This is a genomic window from Streptomyces sp. NPDC051452 (assembly GCF_044454765.1).
In the GTDB taxonomy this organism is placed as follows: domain Bacteria; phylum Actinomycetota; class Actinomycetes; order Streptomycetales; family Streptomycetaceae; genus Streptomyces.
The window spans coordinates 204,565-221,069 of record NZ_JBITEB010000014.1 but is presented as its reverse complement, the minus strand read 5'-3'; the positions used below and the strand labels follow the sequence as shown (position 1 = coordinate 221,069).

Genomic DNA, 16,505 nt, shown 5'->3' with positions numbered 1-16,505 from the left:
CGCCCGGCCCCTGCCGGGCTCTCGCTTCACCCCTGCCGGGCTTCCGCCAGGCTTTCGCCCGGCTCCCGCCAGGCTTTCGCCCGGCTCCTGTCCGGCTTTCGCCCGGCTCCGGCTTGGCTCCTGTCCGGCTCCCGCTTGGCTTCCGCCCGGCTCCGGCTTGGCTCCTGTCCGGCTCCGGCTTGGCTCCTGTCCGGCTCCGGCTTGGCTCCTGTCCGGCTCCGGCTTGGCTCCTGTCCGGCTTCCGCCTGGCTCCTGTCCGGCTCCCGCCTGGCTCCTGTCAGGCTTCCGCCCGGCTTCCGCCCGGCTCCCGCCCGGCTCCTGTCCGGCTCCCGCCAGGCTTCCGCCCGGCTCCCGCCTGGCTCCTGTCCGGCTCCCGCCTGGCTCCTGTCCGGCTCCCGCTTGGCTTCCGTCCGGCTCCTGCCGGGCTCTCGCGTCGTCCCTGCCAGGCTTCCGCCCGGCTCCTGCCAGGCTTCCGCCCGGCTTCCGCCCGGCTCCCGCCCGGCTCCCGCCCGGCTCCCGCCAGGCTTCCGCCCGGCTTCCGCCAGGCTTCCGCCCGGCTTCCGCCCGGCTCCCGCTTGGCTTCCGCCCGGCTGCCGCCCGGCTGCCGCCTGGCTTCCGCCTGGCTTCCGCCCGGCTCCTGCCGGGCTCTCGCGTCATCCCCGTCCGGCTCCCGTCCGGCTCCCGCTTGGCTTCCGCCGGGCTTCCGCCTGGCTCCTGCCTGGTTCTGCCCTCGGCGTCCCCGCGGCGTCCCCACGGCGTCCCGGGGTGCCCCCGCGGCTGCCGCCGGGCGTCCGCCGGTGTGTCGCCGGCGCCTTCTCGGCGCTCGCCTCGGTGCCCGTGCGGCTTCGATCGGATCCTCCGGCCTGGTCCTCCCGGACGGCCGAGGCGCCTGCGCCCCGCCCGGTCGCCGATGCCGCAGCCGGAGGGCGCCCCCCCCGCCCTCCTCCTGGCCCCTTCCCCCTCAGTGGACGGAGAAGCCGCCGTCGACGAAGAGGGACTGGCCGGTGACGTATGCGGAGGCGGGGCCGGCCAGGAAGACCGCCGCGCCCTCGAAGTCCTCGGCGAGGCCGTTGCGGCCGGTCATCGTGCGCGCGGCCAGTGCCGCCACCCGCTCGGGGTCGGACGACAGCCGCGCGTTCAGCGGCGTCATCACGAACCCCGGGACGAGCGTGTTGCAGGTGACGCCGTGCCGGGACCACGCCTCGGCCTGGGAGCGGGCCAGCGACTCCAGCGCCCCCTTCGAGACGCCGTAGGCACCGCTGTGCACGAAGGCCCGGTGCGCCTGCTGGGAGGTGACGTGGATGATCCGGCCGAAGCCGCGCTCGGCCATCCCCGGCCCGAACCGCTGCCCCAGCAGGAACGGCGCCTCCAGGTTCAGCGCCATGGTGGCGTCCCACACCTCCTCGTCCAGCTCGCCCATCGGCGGCCGGAGGTTGACCCCGGCGCAGTTGACGAGGATGTCGGGCTCCCCGAACACCGCGGCCGCCTCCTCGGCGGCGGCACGCACCCCCGCCCGGGTGCCCAGATCACCGCTCACCCAGGCCGCCCGGCACCCGTCGGCCGTCAACGCGTCGACCGTCTGCGCGAGTTGATCCTTGTTCCGGGCCACGATCACCACGCTCGCCCCGGCCCGCGCCAGCGCACCGGCGACGGCCCGGCCGATGCCGGAGCTGCCACCGGTCACCAGGGCGACGCGGCCGTCCAGCGAGAACAGGTCGGAGAGATAGGCCTTCGATGTCATGTCCGGAGCGTAGGCGGCACGTGCCGGCCCGCCCTCCGGCCCCCGGCCACGACCGTAGGCTGCGGCCCATGAGCATCATCGGAGTCGGGATCGACGTCGCCGAGATCGATCGGTTCCGGGCGTCGCTGGAACGCACGCCGGCGCTGGCCGACCGGCTGTTCGTGGCACGGGAACTGCTGCTGCCCAGCGGGGAACGACGCGGGTTCGCCTCGCTCGCGGCCCGGTTCGCCGCCAAGGAGGCGCTGGCGAAGGCGCTGGGCGCGCCACCCGGCCTGCTCTGGACCGACGCCGAGGTGTACGTCGAGGACAACGGCCGCCCCCGGCTGCGGGTGAAGGGCACCGTCGCGGCGCGCGCGGCCGAACTGGGCGTGCGGTCCTGGCACGTGTCCCTGAGTCACGACGCGGGTGTCGCCTCGGCCGTGGTGGTCGCCGAGGGATGAGCGCCCGGGTGTGACGGACGGCGGTGACGGGGCAGACTCGGTGCCATGCGGACTGCGTATGACGTGGAGACGGTCAGGGCGGCCGAGCGGGCGCTGATGGCACGGCTGCCGGAGGGCGCGCTCATGCTGCGGGCGGCCGCCGGGCTGGCCGCCGCCTGCGCCGAGTTGCTCGGCCGGGTGTACGGCAGCCGGGTGGTGCTGCTCGTCGGCAGCGGCGACAACGGCGGCGACGCGCTGTACGCGGGCGCGCGCCTGGCGCGGCGAGGGGCCGGGGTCACGGCCGTCCTGCTCTCGCCCGAGCGGGCGCACGCCGGCGGACTGGACGCTCTGCGGCGGGCCGGGGGCTCGGTCGCCGCCGACGAGGCGGCGGAGGAGCTGATCGGGCGGGCCGACCTCGTGGTCGACGGGATCGTCGGGATCGGCGGCAAGGGCGGACTGCGCCCCGACGCCGCCCGCCTCGCGTGGGCCGCCGAGCGGTCGAGCGCCGCGGTGGTGGCGGTGGACCTGCCCAGCGGCGTCGAGGCCGGCACCGGTGAGGTTTCCGGGGACGCCGTCCGGGCGGACCTCACCGTCACCTTCGGGACGTACAAGCCGGGGCTGCTGGTCGACCCGGCGCGGGAGTACGCCGGCGTCGTACGGCTCGTCGACATCGGGCTGGAACTGCCCGCCGAGGGTGAGCTGGAGGCCTTGCAGCACGCGGACGTGGCGCGGCTGCTGCCGGCGCCGGGCGCCGAGAGCGACAAGTACCGGCGTGGCGTCGTCGGGATCGCCGCCGGGTCGGCCCGGTATCCGGGCGCCGCCGTGCTCGCCGTCTCCGGTGCCCTGCGGGGCGGGGCGGGAGCCGTGCGGTACGTCGGACCGGCGGGGGAGGCCGTCCTCGCGCGCTTCCCGGAGACGCTCGTCTCCGACGCCGGACCCGCCAAGGCCGGCCGGGTGCAGGCCTGGGTGGTCGGACCCGGCGCCGGGGACGACGCGCGGACCGTCGCCGAGGTGCTGGACGCGCAGGTGCCCGTACTGCTCGACGCCGACGGCCTCCGGCTGGCCGAGCGGGACACCGTACGGGCCCGCACGGCGCCCACCCTGATGACGCCTCACGCCGGCGAGGCCGCAGCGCTGCTGGGGGTGCGCCGGGAGGAGGTCGAGGGGGCACGCCTGGCCGCGGTACGCGAACTGGCGGCGGTCTACCGGGCGACCGTGCTGCTGAAGGGATCGACCACGCTGGTGGCCGACCCCGCGGGCGGACCGGTCCGGGTCAACCCCACCGGCACCCCCTGGCTGGCCACGGCCGGCAGCGGGGACGTGCTGTCGGGACTCGCGGGCTCGCTGCTGGCGGCCGGACTGCGGGCACCGGACGCCGGAAGCGTCGCGGCCTATCTGCACGGGCTCGCCGGACGGTTCGCGGCCGACGGGGCGCCGGCCGGGTCCCATGACGTGGCGGCACACATCCCGGACGCCTGGCGCAATGTGAACGGCTGAGAACCACCCGCCGGGCCCTGCGCTGTCCGCTCCACGCTCGGCCGGCCGAAGACCGGCGCGAGGGGCTTCGCCACCGGGCACGCACGGGCCGCACCCGGCTGCACCCCGGGTGCCCGCCCCCCTGTCGAGCCGGACCGGCGGCCGGGTATCCGACACGGCGCCCGGGGCCCGTGGCGCCCTCTGAGAGACTGGGGGCGCCATGAGTGAGACTGCAACTGTGCCGACCGCCTCCCTGCGGGCCCGCGCCGAGATCGACCTGGACGCCCTGCGCGCCAACGTGCGGGCCCTGCGCGCCCGTACCGCGGGCGCGGCCCTGATGGCCGTCGTGAAGTCCGACGGATACGGACACGGGGCGGTGCCGTGCGCCCGAGCGGCCCGCGAGGCGGGCGCGAGCTGGCTCGGCACGGCCACGCCCGAGGAGGCCCTCGCGCTGCGCGCGGCCGGCCTGCCCGGGCGCATGCTGTGCTGGCTTTGGGTGCCGGGCGGCCCCTGGCGGCAGGCGATCGAGGCCGACATCGACGTCTCGCTGAGCGGCCTGTGGGCGCTGCGGGAGGTCGCGGCGGCCGCCCGTGCCGCCGGGCGGCCCGCACGGGTGCAGCTCAAGGCCGACACCGGCCTCGGGCGCAACGGCTGCCAGCCCGCCGACTGGCCCGAACTGGTCGCCGAGGCCCTGCGCGCCGAGAGCGCCGGACTGGTCCGGATCACCGGACTGTGGTCCCACTTCGCCTGCGCCGACGAGCCCGGGCACCCCTCCATCACCGCCCAGCTCGACCGGTTCCGGGAGATGCTCGCGTACGCCGAGGAACAGGGCGTGCGCCCCGAGGTGCGGCACATCGCGAACTCGCCGGCCACGCTCACCCTGCCCGAGGCCCACTTCGACCTCGTCCGCACCGGCATCGCGATGTACGGCATCTCGCCCGCACCCGAGCTGGGCACCCCGGCCGACCTCGGGCTGCGCCCGGTGATGACGCTGAGCGCCTCGCTCGCCCTGGTCAAGCGCGTACCCGGCGGACACGGCGTCAGCTACGGCCACCACTACGTCACCCCCGGCGAGACCACCCTCGGCCTGGTGCCGGTCGGCTACGCGGACGGCATCCCGCGGCACGCCTCCGGGACCGGCCCGGTGCTCGTCGACGGCAAGTGGCGGACGGTGGCCGGCCGGGTCGCCATGGACCAGTTCGTGGTCGATCTGGGCGGCGACGAGCCGCCGGTGGGCGGCGAGGCCGTGCTGTTCGGTCCCGGCGACCGCGGCGAGCCCACCGCCGAGGACTGGGCACAGGCCTGCGGGACCATCGCGTACGAGATCGTCACACGCATCGGAACCCGGGTTCCGCGCGTCTATGTGAAAGGGAAAGATCTCGGGTAACCCGTGCGGGGGCGGCCGGGCCACCTCCGTGACGGGGGTGCCGGGCACCGCGCCGGCACCATCCGAGTCACCCGCACAGGCGAACTGCAGTACGGCGAAGAGGAGCGGTACGTGAGCGAGAGCAGCGCGGAGGCCGTGGCGGAGGTCGTCGCCGCGGCGGCCGCGGCCTCTGCCGCGGAGGCGGCCGCGAGCTGGCGCCGGGCGACCGGCATCGCCGGCGCCGCGATAGGCGTGCTCGCCGCGGGCGCGGCGGCCGGCGTCGCGGTGGAGCGGATGACGGTGGGGCGCGGCATGCGGCGCAAGGCCCGCCTCGCGCTGGACTCGGCCGGCCCCTACGGCGCCCTGCGCGGCACCCCGGCGGTGGCACGGGCCGACGACGGCACCGAGCTGTACTACGAGGTCGACGAGGCCGAGCCCGACACGGGTCCGAACGTCTCCCCGCGCCGGCGCCGGCTCTTCGGCCGCAAGGCGCCCGCCCCGGTCACCGTGGTCTTCTGCCACGGCTACTGCCTCAGCCAGGACTCCTGGCACTTCCAGCGGGCCGCCCTGCGCGGGGTGGTACGGACCGTGCACTGGGACCAGCGCAGCCACGGACGCTCCGGGCGGGGGCTGGCCCAGACCCGGGACCGGGTGCCCCTCACCATCGACCAGCTCGGCCGCGACCTGAAGGCCGTCCTGGACGCCGCCGCACCCGAGGGCCCCCTGGTGCTGGTCGGCCACTCCATGGGCGGGATGACCATGATGGCCCTCGCCGCCCAGTACCCCGAGCTGATCCGGGACCGGGTCGTCGCGACCGCCTTCGTCGGCACGTCCTCCGGGCGGCTCGGCGAGGTCAACTTCGGGCTACCGGTGGCCGGAGTGAACGCGGTGCGCCGCATCCTGCCCGGGGTGCTCAGGGCGCTCGGTCAGCAGGCGGAGCTGGTGGAGCGCGGGCGCAGGGCCACCGCCGACCTGTTCGCCGGGATCATCAAGCGGTACTCGTTCGCGGGGCGGGACGTCGACCCGGCCATCGAGCGGTTCGCGGAACGCATGATCGAGTCCACGCCGATCGACGTGGTCGCCGAGTTCTACCCGGCCTTCACCGATCACGACAAGACCGGCGCCCTGGCCTGCTTCCGGGACATGCCCGTGCTGGTGCTGGCCGGCGTGCGGGACCTGGTCACCCCCAGCGAGCACAGCGAAGCCATCGCAGACCTCCTCCCGGAGGCCGAACTGGTGCTCGTGCCGGACGCCGGGCATCTGGTGATGCTGGAGCACCCGGAGGTGGTCACCGACCGCCTCGCCGACCTGCTGACCCGCGCGGGCGCCGTGCCGGCAGGGGCTACCGTAAGTGGCTATGGAACATCCGGCAGCACCAGCAGCACAGCACAGCCCCACTGAGACCCGGCTGACGATCACCTCACCCGAGCAGATGCGGGACCTGGGCCGGCGGCTGGCCGTACTGCTGCGCGCGGGCGACCTGGTGATGCTCAGCGGTGAGCTCGGCGCGGGCAAGACCACGCTGACCCGCGGGCTCGGCGAGGGGCTCGGTGTGCGCGGCGCGGTCACCTCGCCGACCTTCGTGATCGCCCGTGTGCACCCCTCCCTGGGCGGCGGTCCGCCCCTGGTCCACGTGGACGCCTACCGGCTCGGCGGCGGCCTGGACGAGATGGAGGACCTCGACCTCGACGTCTCCCTGCCCGACTCGGTGATCGTCGTCGAGTGGGGCGAGGGCAAGGTCGAGGAGCTGACCGACGATCGGCTCCAGGTGGTCATCCACCGGGCCGTCGGGGACACCACCGACGAGGTACGGCACATCACGCTGACCGGACTGGGCGGGCGGTGGTCCGACGCCGGGCTGGAGAGCCTCGCGGTCTGATCTCGGGCCGACGTTCCGACAGGCCGTCGGCAACATATTGCGCTGGACGCCCCGGGCGTGGTCACATGGTGGCCAGCCCGAAGTTAGGTGTGCCTAACTTCGCCCGCCCCCCGCACCTCAGGAGGCGTCCATGACCGCTGCCCGCCCCACGGAGCCCATCCGGCCTGCCGTGCCCGCCGGGATCTCCATGCGCGAACTGCTGGCGTCGTGTGCGGCCGCGGACGCCGTCTCCCGCCCACCCCGCGACCCCGAACCGCGCCGTCACGCGCCCGGATCCCGCCACCAGGCGCCCGGTGTCCCGCAGGAGCGGCGCGCGGCCGCCTAGGCGTACCGTCCCGTCAGCGGATCACGACGACGCGTACGCCGATCGTCGCGAACTGCCACATCAGGTTCCCGTCGGCCCGCGTCTCGCGGATGCCGCCGGTCTTCACGCCCGGGTCGGCCGCGGTGGGCGAGCCGTCGCCCACCGCCGCGCTGAAGCCGACCGCCACCCCGTCCACGCTGGTGAACCGCACGACGTGCTCGATGGGCACGCCGTCGCTGCCGGTGACCGCGTTCGAGCGGGACGAGACCCAGTACGTGCCCGGCAGCGGGTCGAGGTTGCCCGGCCGCACCGGGAAGGTGCGCTGCACCCGGTCGTGCGCGTCGATCAGCCAGACCCGGTCGTCGTCCACCGAGTACACGACCCGTTCACCCGCGCCGGTCCCGCCGGGCAGGGCCGTCGGGTTGTGCCGGTCGCGGGGCGCCTTGCTGGCGGCCGCCGCGGCGGAGGCGCCCGGTCCGGGGCTGCCGCCCAGCTTCGCCGGGACGGTGGTCTGGGCCTGGTAGGCGAGGAAGCCGACCGCTCCGAGGGCCGCCGCGGTAAGGCCGGCCACGATCCCCGCGCTGGTCCCTGCCACGTGCGCTCACCCCTGCCTTGTGCGATATGTCGTACTTCGTACAGACCGTAGCAGCCGGTGACCGTACGACCCGGACGGCGATGCGGGCGGCGCGGGCGCCGTAGGCTGTTCGCGTGCTCTTGCTCGCTCTGGATACCGCAACGCCCGCCGTCACCGTCGCGCTGCACGACGGCGCGGACGTCATCGCCTCGTCGAGCCGGGTGGACGCGCGCCGGCACGGGGAGCTGCTGCTGCCGTCCGTCGACCGTGTGCTCGCCGATGCCGGGCTGAGGCTGGAGGCGGTCACCGGGATCGTCGTCGGCGTCGGCCCCGGCCCCTACACCGGCCTGCGGGTCGGTCTGATGACCGCAGACACCTTCGGCCTGGCGCTCGGCGTCCCGGTGCACGGCGTGTGCACGCTGGACGGCCTCGCCTACGCCGCGGACATCGCCGAAGGCCCCTTCGTCGTGGCGACCGACGCCCGGCGCAAGGAGGTCTACTGGGCGACGTACGCCGACTCCCGCATCCGGCTGACCGACCCGGCCGTGGACCGGCCGGCCGACATCGCCGAGCGGGTCGCTGGGCTCCCGGCGGTCGGCGCGGGCGCGCTGCTCTACCCGGACACGTTCCCGAGCGTGCACGAGCCCCAGCACGTCTCCGCCGCCGCCCTCGCCGCGCTGGCCGCCGAACGGCTCGCCGCGGGCGAGGAGCTGCCGGCGGCCCGGCCGCTGTACCTGCGCCGCCCCGACGCCCAGGTCCCCAAGAACTACAAGGTGGTCACCCCCAAGTGACTCAGCCGGCACCTCCCGAACTGCGCGAGATGCGCTGGTGGGACATCGACCCGGTCCTGGAGCTGGAGAAGGACCTGTTCCCCGAGGACACCTGGTCCCGGGGGATGTTCTGGTCCGAGCTGGCCCACTCCCGGGGCCCGCAGGCCAGCAGGCGCTATCTCGTGGCCGTGGCCGACGGCCGTATCGTCGGCTACGCGGGCCTCGTCGCCTCCGGCGACCAGGCCGACGTCCAGACCATCGCCGTCGCCCGTGACCGCCAGGGCACCGGCCTCGGCGGCCGCCTGCTCGCCGATCTGCTGCGCGCGGCGACCGCGTTCGAGTGCCACGAGGTGCTGCTGGAGTGCCGGGTGGACAACGTCCGCGCCCAGAAGCTCTACGAGCGCTTCGGCTTCGAGCCCATCGGCTTCCGGCGCGGCTACTACCAGCCCGGCAATGTGGACGCCCTGGTCATGCGCCTGGCCACCGCGTCCGACGGCGGCCCGGCCGCTGGCGCCTCCCCCGTACAAGGAACCGACAACAATGACTGACGAACCCCTCGTCCTCGGCATCGAGACCTCCTGCGACGAGACCGGCGTCGGTGTCGTCCGGGGCACGACCCTGCTCGCGGACGCCGTCGCCTCCAGCGTCGACGAACACGCCCGGTTCGGCGGTGTCGTCCCCGAGGTGGCCTCCCGGGCCCACCTGGAGGCGATGGTGCCGACCATCGACCGTGCGCTGAAGGAGGCCGGCGTCCACGCCCGCGACCTCGACGGCATCGCGGTCACCGCCGGCCCGGGCCTCGCCGGCGCCCTCCTCGTCGGCGTCTCGGCGGCGAAGGCGTACGCCTACGCGCTCGGCAAGCCCCTGTACGGCGTCAACCACCTCGCCTCCCACATCTGCGTGGACCAGCTGGAGCACGGCCCGCTGCCCGAGCCGACGATGGCCCTGCTGGTGTCCGGCGGCCACTCCTCGCTGCTGCTGTCCTCGGACATCACCTCCGACGTCCGCCCGATGGGCCAGACCATCGACGACGCCGCAGGCGAGGCCTTCGACAAGATCGCCCGGGTGCTGAACCTGGGCTTCCCGGGCGGCCCGGTCATCGACCGGTACGCCAAGGAGGGCGACCCGGCGGCGATCGCCTTCCCACGGGGTCTGACCGGCCCGCGCGACCCCGCCTACGACTTCTCCTTCTCCGGCCTGAAGACGGCCGTCGCCCGCTGGATCGAGGCCCGGCGTGCCGCCGGCGAGGACGTCCCGGTCCGCGATGTGGCCGCCTCCTTCCAGGAGGCCGTCGTCGACGTGCTGACCCGCAAGGCCGTCCGCGCCTGCAAGGACGAGGGCGTGGACCATCTGATGATCGGCGGCGGTGTGGCGGCCAACTCCCGGCTGCGCGCGCTCGCCCAGGAGCGCTGCGAGGCGGCCGGCATCCGGCTGCGCGTGCCGCGCCCCAAGCTGTGCACGGACAACGGCGCGATGGTGGCCGCGCTCGGCGCCGAGATGGTCGCCCGCAACCGGGCCGCCTCCGGCTGGGACCTGTCCGCCGACTCCTCCCTGCCGGTCACCGATCCCCATGTCCCCGGCCACCACCACGGCCACGACCATGTGCACGAGGTCGGCAAGGAGAACCTGTACTCGTGACGGTCGCCCTGATGTGGGAGGCGCGGGCCGCCGAGGGGCGGGGCGAGGAGCTGCTGCGCTGGGCGCGCGGCCAGACCCTCGCACGGCGGCCGGTGCGCCGCGAGATCCTCCGCGCGCCGGGGGAACGGGTGCTGGTCATCACCTGGTGGGATGCGCCGTACGACGCCGAGCTGCCCGAACTGCCCGAACCGGAAGCGGAGTTGGTGAGCCGCGCGGTGCACCGCTGGCGGTTCGAGTCGGTGGCCGACGACTGAGGTTGGGAAATCCGGCCCGACTGCGCTAAGATCATCACATCGCGAACGGCCGGAACTCCGGTCCGGACGCAGTGCGTTGGTGGTCCAAGGAAAGACGCCCCGCTTCCTGCGGGGAAATGCAGGTGCAAGGCCTGCCCGGCGCTCCATCGAGAACCCGTCCCCGCTCACCCGGGGGCGGGTTCTTCTCGTTCGGGGCGAACCCTGCGCCGAGGAAGGCGGGCGGGCGGGATGAGAATTCCGCGAGAAATCCGGCTCTCACCGCTTCCCCTGACAAGCCCGCACCCGGCACGGCATCGGTGACGGCAGCGACCTCGGCCGCATAGGCCTGCAGCAGAAGCTGGCACCGAGCTGATGGGCCTCGGCCGGAGCCTGGAGGGGCTGACGGCCGACCGGGTGAAGACGGTGATGATGCCGGTCGTCACGGCACCCTCCGACCCCGACCGCGTGATCGCGAGACAACCGGCGGCCGGCACCCTGTGGGCCTCGCTGCGCTGAGCCCTGTCTGGCAATGCGCGTCTGCCGCGCGGCAGCCGAGCCGGAACGGCCCGCGGAAAAACTTCCGGGAAATCCCGGCGAGCGTGTCGATCCCGGCCCCGCCCGTTCGACGCATGGGTGAGCGGCGGGGAGAACGTCCCCGCCGACCCGACCGAAGGAGTCACCATGCCCCGCTATCTGTCGCTCGTGCGCATCGACGAGTCCTCCGCCCCCGCCGGGGGCCCCAGCGAGGAGCTGATGCGGCGGATGGGCGAGCTGATCGAGGAGATCACCAAGGCCGGCGTCATGCTCGACACCGCCGGACTCACCCCGTCCGCCGAGGGCACCCGCGTGACCTGGGACGGGGGCAGGATCTCCGTCACGGACGGACCCTTCACCGAGTCCAAGGAGGTCGTCGGCGGCTATGCGCTCATGCAGTGCAAGGACAAGGCCGAGGCCCTGGAGTGGACCAAGCGGTTCCTCCAGGTCCACGAGGACTTCTGGACGGTGACCTGCGAGGTCCGGGAGATCGCCGAGGGCTGAGCGTCCCTTTGGCCCCGGGCGCCCCGGGGGTGTTGCATGGTGGGCTGTGGAACCACAGCCCACCGCGGCGCACGCGATCGAGACCGTCTTCCGCCTGGAGTCGCCCCGGGTGATCGCCGGCGTCGCCCGGATCGTCCGGGACGTCGGCATCGCCGAGGAACTGGCACAGGACGCCCTGGTCGCCGCCCTGGAGCGGTGGCCGCGGGACGGCGTGCCCGACAACCCCGGCGCCTGGCTCATGGCCACCGCCCGGCACCGGGCCGTCGACCTGGTCCGGCGCCGCGAGACCTACGCCCGCAAACTGGCCGAGATCGGCCGCGACCTGGGCACCGCGCCCCCGCCCGAGGAGCCCGCCGACCCGGACGACATCGACGACGACCTGCTGCGGCTCGTCTTCACCGCCTGCCACCCGGCGCTGTCCCCCGAGGCCCGCACCGCGCTCACCCTGCGCCTGCTCGGCGGCCTGAGCACGGCCGAGATCGCCCGCGCCTTCCTGGTCCCGGAGCCGACGATCGCCCAGCGCATCGTCCGCGCCAAGCGCACGCTCGCCACGCGGAACGTCGCCTTCGAGGTGCCGTACGGACCCGACCGCGCGGCCCGCCTCGGTTCCGTCCTGGACGTCATCTACCTGATCTTCAACGAGGGTTACGCGGCCACCGCCGGCGAGGACCTGCTGCGCCCGGGGCTGTGCGAGGACGCCCTGCGCCTGGCCCGCGTGCTGTCCGCGCTGATGCCCGGGGAGCCCGAGGTGCACGGTCTCGCCTCGTTGCTGGAGTTCCAGGCGTCCCGGACGGCCGCCCGCACCGGGGCCGACGGCACGCCCGTGCTGCTGAAGGACCAGGACCGCCGCCGCTGGGACCGCCTGCTTCTCGCCCGCGGCGTCAGGGCCCTCGCCCGCGCGGACGCCACCGCCTCCGGCGCCCCGGGCCCCTACGCCCTCCAGGCGGCCATCGCCGCGTGCCACGCGCACGCGGCCACCTACGAGGAGACCGACTGGCGCGCCATCGCCACCCTGTACGGCCTGCTGGCGGCCCGGTCCCCGTCCCCGGTGGTGGAGCTGAACCGGGCGGTCGCCGTCTCGATGGCCGACGGCCCGGCCGCGGGCCTGTCACTGGTGGACGCCCTGGCCGCCGCCCCCGCCCTGCGCGACTACCATCTGCTGCCCAGTGTGCGGGGCGACCTGCTGGCCCGCCTCGGCCGTACGGCCGAGGCGCGGGCGGAGTTCGTCCGGGCGGCGGCGCTGGCGCGCAACGAGCGGGACCGGGACCTGTTGGAGGAGAGACTGCGCTCGCTGCCCGAGCAGTCCGAGCTGCCCGAGCTGCCCGAGCAGTCCGAGCAGTCCGAGCAGTCCGAGCTGCCCGAGCTGCCCGAGCAGTCCGAGCAGTCCGAGTGTTGAGGCTTCTCAGTCCCCGATCTGTCGGCGCTGCCCGGCCGCCGGCGGTGCGGGCGCGCCGATCAGCATCGTCGGCGCCCCGGCGACCCGCGTGAGGAACACGGTCGCCGCGTTCGGCCCCTGCGGCCTGACCTTGCGGCGCAGTTCCTCCGGCTCGACCGCGGAGCCCCGCTTCTTCACCGTCAGCGTACCGACCCCGCGCTCCCGCAGCAGGGCCTTGAGCTTCTTGACGTTGAAGGGCATCCGGTCGGTGATCTCGTAGGCCGTGGCGAAGGGCACGGGCCGCAGCTCGTCGGCGGTGACGTACGCGATCGTCGCGTCGAGGAGCCCGCCGCCGACCTCCTCGGCCACCTCGGCGACCAGATGCGCCCGGATCACGGCGCCGTCGGGTTCGTAGAGATACCGGCCCACCGGCCGCTCGGCCGGATCGGGCAGCCCCCGGCCGAGCAGGCTGCGCGGGCCCGGCAGCAGCGTGGCGCGGACGGCGCCCGGCGCGCCGGTGCCGAACCACAGCACCGCCTCCTTCACGTCCCCGCCGTCGGAGATCCACTCCGCCTCGGCCTCGGCGGGCACCGCCTCGTGCGGGATGCCCGGGGCGATCTTCAGGGCCGCGCGGGGCGCCGTACGGGCCGCGCCGAGCGCCCAGGACAGGGGTGGCGAGTAGGCCTCGGGGTCGAAGATCCGGCCCCGTCCGCCCCGCCGGGCAGGGTCCACGAAGACCGCGTCGTACCCGCCGGTGTCCACCTCGGTGACGTCGGCCTCGCGCACCTCGATCAGACCGGCCAGGCCGAGCGCCTCGGCGTTCGCCCGCGCCGCCGCCGCCGTGAGCGGGTCCCGGTCCACGGCCAGCACCCGGATCCCGGCCCGCGCCAGCGCTATCGCGTCCCCGCCGATCCCGCAGCACAGATCGGCGACCGAGGTCACGCCCAGGTCCGCCAGCCGCCGCGCCCGGTAGGCGGCCACGCTGGTCCGCGTCGACTGCTCCACCCCGTTCGGCGTGAAGAACATCCGCCCGGCGTCCTCGGCGCCGAACTTGGCCGCCGCCCGCTGCCGCAGCCGGGCCTGGCCGAGCGCGGCCGACACCAGTTCCGCCGGGTGGTCGCGGCGCAGCCGGGTGGCCACGGCCAGCTCCCGTGCGGGCTCGGTGTCGCGTACCTCGTCGAGGAGGGCGCGGCCTTCGGGGGTGAGGAGGAGGGCGAGGTCGTTCACCGGCTCATTGTGGGCCAGTCGGTGGATGGTGTGCCTCCGGCGGCGGTGTCGGGCCGGGTTCAGGGCCGGTGTTTGGAAGGATCCGGCACCATGCGATCAGTAGTACAAAATGACAAAAACAGGGCATCTTTCCGTGCTCGGTCCCGGAAGCTGACCCTCGGTTGCGGCGCCGCCGCGCTGGCCTCCGCCGCCCTTCTCTCCGGATGCGCCGGCCCCGGCGCGGCCCGCACCGCGCCCGCCCCCGGCGAACCCGCCCAGGCCCTGGGCCCCGAGGCCCGGCAGGCCGCCGAACACACCCGCCTGGTCGCCGCCGCCCGGCGCTGGGGGCTGGCCCAGGTCCCGCTGACGCCCCCGCGGCCGCCCGCGACCAAGCCGAGGATCACCGCCCGCGACGGGTTCGAGGTGGACCACCAGGAGGACTGGAACCTGCCGCCGGTCTTCACCACGATCCCCACCCGGCAGAAGATCGTCTTCCTCACGATCGACGACGGCGCGGAGAAGGACCCCCGGTTCCTCGCCATGATGCGGGAGCTGAAGATCCCGTACACCGCCTTCCTCAGCAACTACCTGGTGAAGGACGACTACGGCTACTTCCGGAAGATGCGGGACTACGGCAACACCCTCAACAACCACACGCTGCACCACCCCTATCTGCCCGGTCTGTCCTACGAGGAGCAGAAAACCGAGATCTGCGGCATGCAGGACATCATGAGGAAGCAGTTCGGCAAGGCGCCGACCGTCTTCCGGCCGCCCTACGGCAACTACAACCAGGACACCCTGGTCGCCGCCAAGTCCTGCGGCATCCGGTACGCGCCGATCTGGAACGAGGAGGTCTACGTCGACCACTGGGAGTACCGCGAGGACGACCAGAAGCTGCGGCGCGGCGACATCGTCCTCACCCACTTCCGCGGCCGGGACGAGTGGGACGGCACGATGGTCGACGACATGCGCCGCTTCCTGGACAAGGTCACGCGCGAGGGCTACGCCGTGGCCCGCCTGGAGGACTACCTGTGACGCGGGCGCGGGGCCTGGCCGCGGCGCTCGCAGCGGCCCTCCTCCTAGCGGGCTGCGCCCAGTCCGTCGACCCCATCGAACGCCTCGGCAAGAAGGCGGCCGAAGGGGTGCGCCCGCACGGCCCCGCACCCGACCGCAACTACCGCCACTGGGGCCTGACCGAGCCCCTGCCCCGCCCGCCCCGCCCGGCCGCCCGGCCCCTCGGCCTCACCCCGGACGGGACGGCCCACCACCTGCCCCGCGTCCTGGACCACGTCCCCACCCGCGACCCGGTCGTCTTCCTCACCTACGACGACGGCGCGGAGCGCGATCCCCGCTTCGTCGACATGGTCCGCGAACTGCGGCTGCCGGTCAGCATGTTCCTCACCGACAGCGTCGTCGGCCCCGGCTACGGCCACTTCGCCCGGCTGCACGGACTCGGCGCCGGCATCGAGAACCACACCCTCGACCACCGCGCGCTCGCCGGGCAGCCCTACGCCGGGCAGCGCGCGGAGATCTGCGGCCAGCAGGACCGACTCGCCTCCCGGCTGGGCGTCCGCCCGCGCCTCTTCCGCCCGCCCTACGGCGCCTACGACGCCACCACCCTGCGCGCGGCGGCCCGCTGCGGCATCTCCGCGGTCGTCCTGTGGCGCGCCGCGATGACCCCGGCCGACCTCGTCTTCAGCCGCGGCGACCACCACCTCGCCCCCGGCGACATCGTCCTGGTCGGCCCGGACGAGTCCACCGGCCCGAACCTGCGGGAACGCACGGCCGGGGTCCTGCGCGGGGCGCAGCGCCGGGGGCTGACGGTCGGGCGGCTCGAGGACTATCTGTAGGACCGGCGCGGGCGATCCGGCCCCCGCGGCACCGCTCCGCGCCTGCCCGCACCGGGCCGGAACCGGCCGACGCGCGGCACGACATTGGCACTCCGCTTGACCGAGTGCTAATCGCAGTCATAGTCTCGGCTCTGGCACTCGGCAGTCGAGAGTGCCAACTACGCGACGGGCAGGTCCGGCACCCGCGACGACGGATCCACCTGGTCGCCACCTCAGACAGTTAACCCCGTGAGATCTCCGAAGGGGGAGGTCGGATCGTGACGACCGCCAGCTCCAAGGTTGCCATCAAGCCGCTCGAGGACCGCATCGTGGTCCAGCCGCTGGACGCCGAGCAGACCACGGCCTCTGGCCTGGTCATCCCGGACACTGCGAAGGAGAAGCCCCAGGAGGGTGCCGTCCTCGCCGTGGGCCCGGGCCGGTTCGAGAACGGCGAGCGTCTTCCGCTCGACGTCAAGGTCGGCGACGTCGTCCTGTACAGCAAGTACGGCGGCACCGAGGTGAAGTACAACGGCGACGAGTACCTCGTCCTCTCGGCTCGCGACGTGCTCGCGATCATCGAGAAGTAGCCACCACCTCGAGCAGACCTTTGCTCTGAAGCTGCGCCCCTGGCCCCCCGCGACCGTTAAAGAAGCCGGG

18 protein-coding genes, 1 tRNA gene and 1 pseudogene are annotated in these 16,505 nt (G+C 74.4%); 17 read left to right on the top strand and 3 right to left on the bottom strand.

Translation table 11 applies throughout. From position 1 onward, the window contains the following. Positions 1–961 precede the first annotated feature (961 nt). Positions 962–1,741: an SDR family NAD(P)-dependent oxidoreductase gene (locus ACIBA9_RS28495; protein ID WP_399367367.1), complete on the bottom strand. Its 780-nt coding sequence runs from the start codon at positions 1,739–1,741 to the stop codon at positions 962–964. Between the two features lie 68 nt (positions 1,742–1,809). Between ACIBA9_RS28495 and ACIBA9_RS28490 the strand changes: the two genes are divergently transcribed. The 6 genes from ACIBA9_RS28490 to ACIBA9_RS28465 all read left to right on the top strand — a co-directional run bounded on the left by ACIBA9_RS28490 (position 1,810) and on the right by ACIBA9_RS28465 (position 7,206). After that, on the top strand, positions 1,810–2,181 hold the full coding sequence (locus tag ACIBA9_RS28490) for a holo-ACP synthase (protein ID WP_362150513.1): 372 nt from the start codon (positions 1,810–1,812) through the stop codon (positions 2,179–2,181). 45 nt (positions 2,182–2,226) lie between these two features. Then, positions 2,227–3,657 (top strand): NAD(P)H-hydrate dehydratase, encoded by a 1,431-nt coding sequence (locus ACIBA9_RS28485; RefSeq protein WP_399367365.1) that lies wholly within the window; start codon positions 2,227–2,229, stop codon positions 3,655–3,657. Between the two features lie 199 nt (positions 3,658–3,856). Further along, positions 3,857–5,023, top strand: coding sequence for an alanine racemase (alr, locus tag ACIBA9_RS28480; RefSeq protein ID WP_399367363.1), 1,167 nt, complete (start codon positions 3,857–3,859; stop codon positions 5,021–5,023). 111 nt (positions 5,024–5,134) lie between these two features. After that, entirely contained in the window at positions 5,135–6,403 is a 1,269-nt protein-coding gene (locus tag ACIBA9_RS28475) for an alpha/beta fold hydrolase (protein ID WP_399367361.1), read from the top strand. Next, entirely contained in the window at positions 6,360–6,881 is a 522-nt protein-coding gene (gene tsaE, locus ACIBA9_RS28470; protein ID WP_362150524.1) for a tRNA (adenosine(37)-N6)-threonylcarbamoyltransferase complex ATPase subunit type 1 TsaE, read from the top strand. Before ACIBA9_RS28475 ends, tsaE begins: the two co-directional genes overlap by 44 nt. 130 nt (positions 6,882–7,011) lie before the next feature. After that, positions 7,012–7,206, top strand: a complete 195-nt coding sequence (locus tag ACIBA9_RS28465; protein ID WP_399367358.1) for a hypothetical protein — start codon at positions 7,012–7,014, stop codon at positions 7,204–7,206. A 13-nt stretch (positions 7,207–7,219) separates the two neighbouring features. Here ACIBA9_RS28465 and ACIBA9_RS28460 read toward each other — a convergent pair whose 3' ends face one another. Next, complete coding sequence (locus tag ACIBA9_RS28460) at positions 7,220–7,780, bottom strand: hypothetical protein (protein ID WP_362150529.1); 561 nt, start codon at positions 7,778–7,780, stop codon at positions 7,220–7,222. Positions 7,781–7,893: 113 nt separating this feature from the next. On the opposite strand from ACIBA9_RS28460, the gene tsaB reads away from it, so the two are divergent. The 8 genes and pseudogenes from tsaB to ACIBA9_RS28420 all read left to right on the top strand — a co-directional run bounded on the left by tsaB (position 7,894) and on the right by ACIBA9_RS28420 (position 12,834). Then, positions 7,894–8,550: a tRNA (adenosine(37)-N6)-threonylcarbamoyltransferase complex dimerization subunit type 1 TsaB gene (gene tsaB / locus ACIBA9_RS28455; RefSeq protein ID WP_399367356.1), complete on the top strand. Its 657-nt coding sequence runs from the start codon at positions 7,894–7,896 to the stop codon at positions 8,548–8,550. Positions 8,551–8,579: 29 nt separating this feature from the next. Next, positions 8,580–9,077, top strand: coding sequence for a ribosomal protein S18-alanine N-acetyltransferase (gene rimI / locus ACIBA9_RS28450; RefSeq protein ID WP_362151363.1), 498 nt, complete (start codon positions 8,580–8,582; stop codon positions 9,075–9,077). Then, positions 9,070–10,167 (top strand): tRNA (adenosine(37)-N6)-threonylcarbamoyltransferase complex transferase subunit TsaD, encoded by a 1,098-nt coding sequence (gene tsaD / locus ACIBA9_RS28445; RefSeq protein WP_399367354.1) that lies wholly within the window; start codon positions 9,070–9,072, stop codon positions 10,165–10,167. Before rimI ends, tsaD begins: the two co-directional genes overlap by 8 nt. Then, a complete protein-coding gene (locus ACIBA9_RS28440) occupies positions 10,164–10,421 on the top strand; it encodes a hypothetical protein (RefSeq protein ID WP_399367352.1) in 258 nt (85 codons plus the stop codon). Before tsaD ends, ACIBA9_RS28440 begins: the two co-directional genes overlap by 4 nt. 73 nt (positions 10,422–10,494) lie before the next feature. Next, positions 10,495–10,567: transfer RNA gene (locus tag ACIBA9_RS28435), tRNA-Gly, on the top strand. Positions 10,568–10,695: 128 nt separating this feature from the next. After that, a pseudogene (locus ACIBA9_RS28430) lies at positions 10,696–10,916 on the top strand (LytR family transcriptional regulator); the annotation flags it as partial. Between the two features lie 165 nt (positions 10,917–11,081). Then, positions 11,082–11,438 (top strand): YciI family protein, encoded by a 357-nt coding sequence (locus tag ACIBA9_RS28425; RefSeq protein WP_362150539.1) that lies wholly within the window; start codon positions 11,082–11,084, stop codon positions 11,436–11,438. Between the two features lie 46 nt (positions 11,439–11,484). Beyond that, the gene (locus tag ACIBA9_RS28420; RefSeq protein ID WP_399367350.1) at positions 11,485–12,834 is read left to right on the top strand and encodes an RNA polymerase sigma factor; all 1,350 of its coding nucleotides are present in this window, start codon (positions 11,485–11,487) and stop codon (positions 12,832–12,834) included. Positions 12,835–12,840: 6 nt separating this feature from the next. Here the strand turns inward: ACIBA9_RS28420 and ACIBA9_RS28415 are convergent, their stop codons facing one another. Further along, entirely contained in the window at positions 12,841–14,040 is a 1,200-nt protein-coding gene (locus tag ACIBA9_RS28415; RefSeq protein WP_399367348.1) for a methyltransferase domain-containing protein, read from the bottom strand. A gap of 90 nt (positions 14,041–14,130) precedes the next feature. Between ACIBA9_RS28415 and ACIBA9_RS28410 the strand changes: the two genes are divergently transcribed. The 3 genes from ACIBA9_RS28410 to groES all read left to right on the top strand — a co-directional run bounded on the left by ACIBA9_RS28410 (position 14,131) and on the right by groES (position 16,435). After that, entirely contained in the window at positions 14,131–15,054 is a 924-nt protein-coding gene (locus ACIBA9_RS28410) for a polysaccharide deacetylase family protein (protein ID WP_399367346.1), read from the top strand. After that, positions 15,051–15,869, top strand: coding sequence for a polysaccharide deacetylase family protein (locus ACIBA9_RS28405; RefSeq protein WP_399367344.1), 819 nt, complete (start codon positions 15,051–15,053; stop codon positions 15,867–15,869). The genes ACIBA9_RS28410 and ACIBA9_RS28405 overlap by 4 nt, the downstream gene beginning before the upstream one ends. Before the next feature lie 257 nt (positions 15,870–16,126). Beyond that, complete coding sequence (gene groES, locus ACIBA9_RS28400) at positions 16,127–16,435, top strand: co-chaperone GroES (RefSeq protein WP_004955293.1); 309 nt, start codon at positions 16,127–16,129, stop codon at positions 16,433–16,435. The last annotated feature ends 70 nt before the right edge of the window (positions 16,436–16,505 follow it).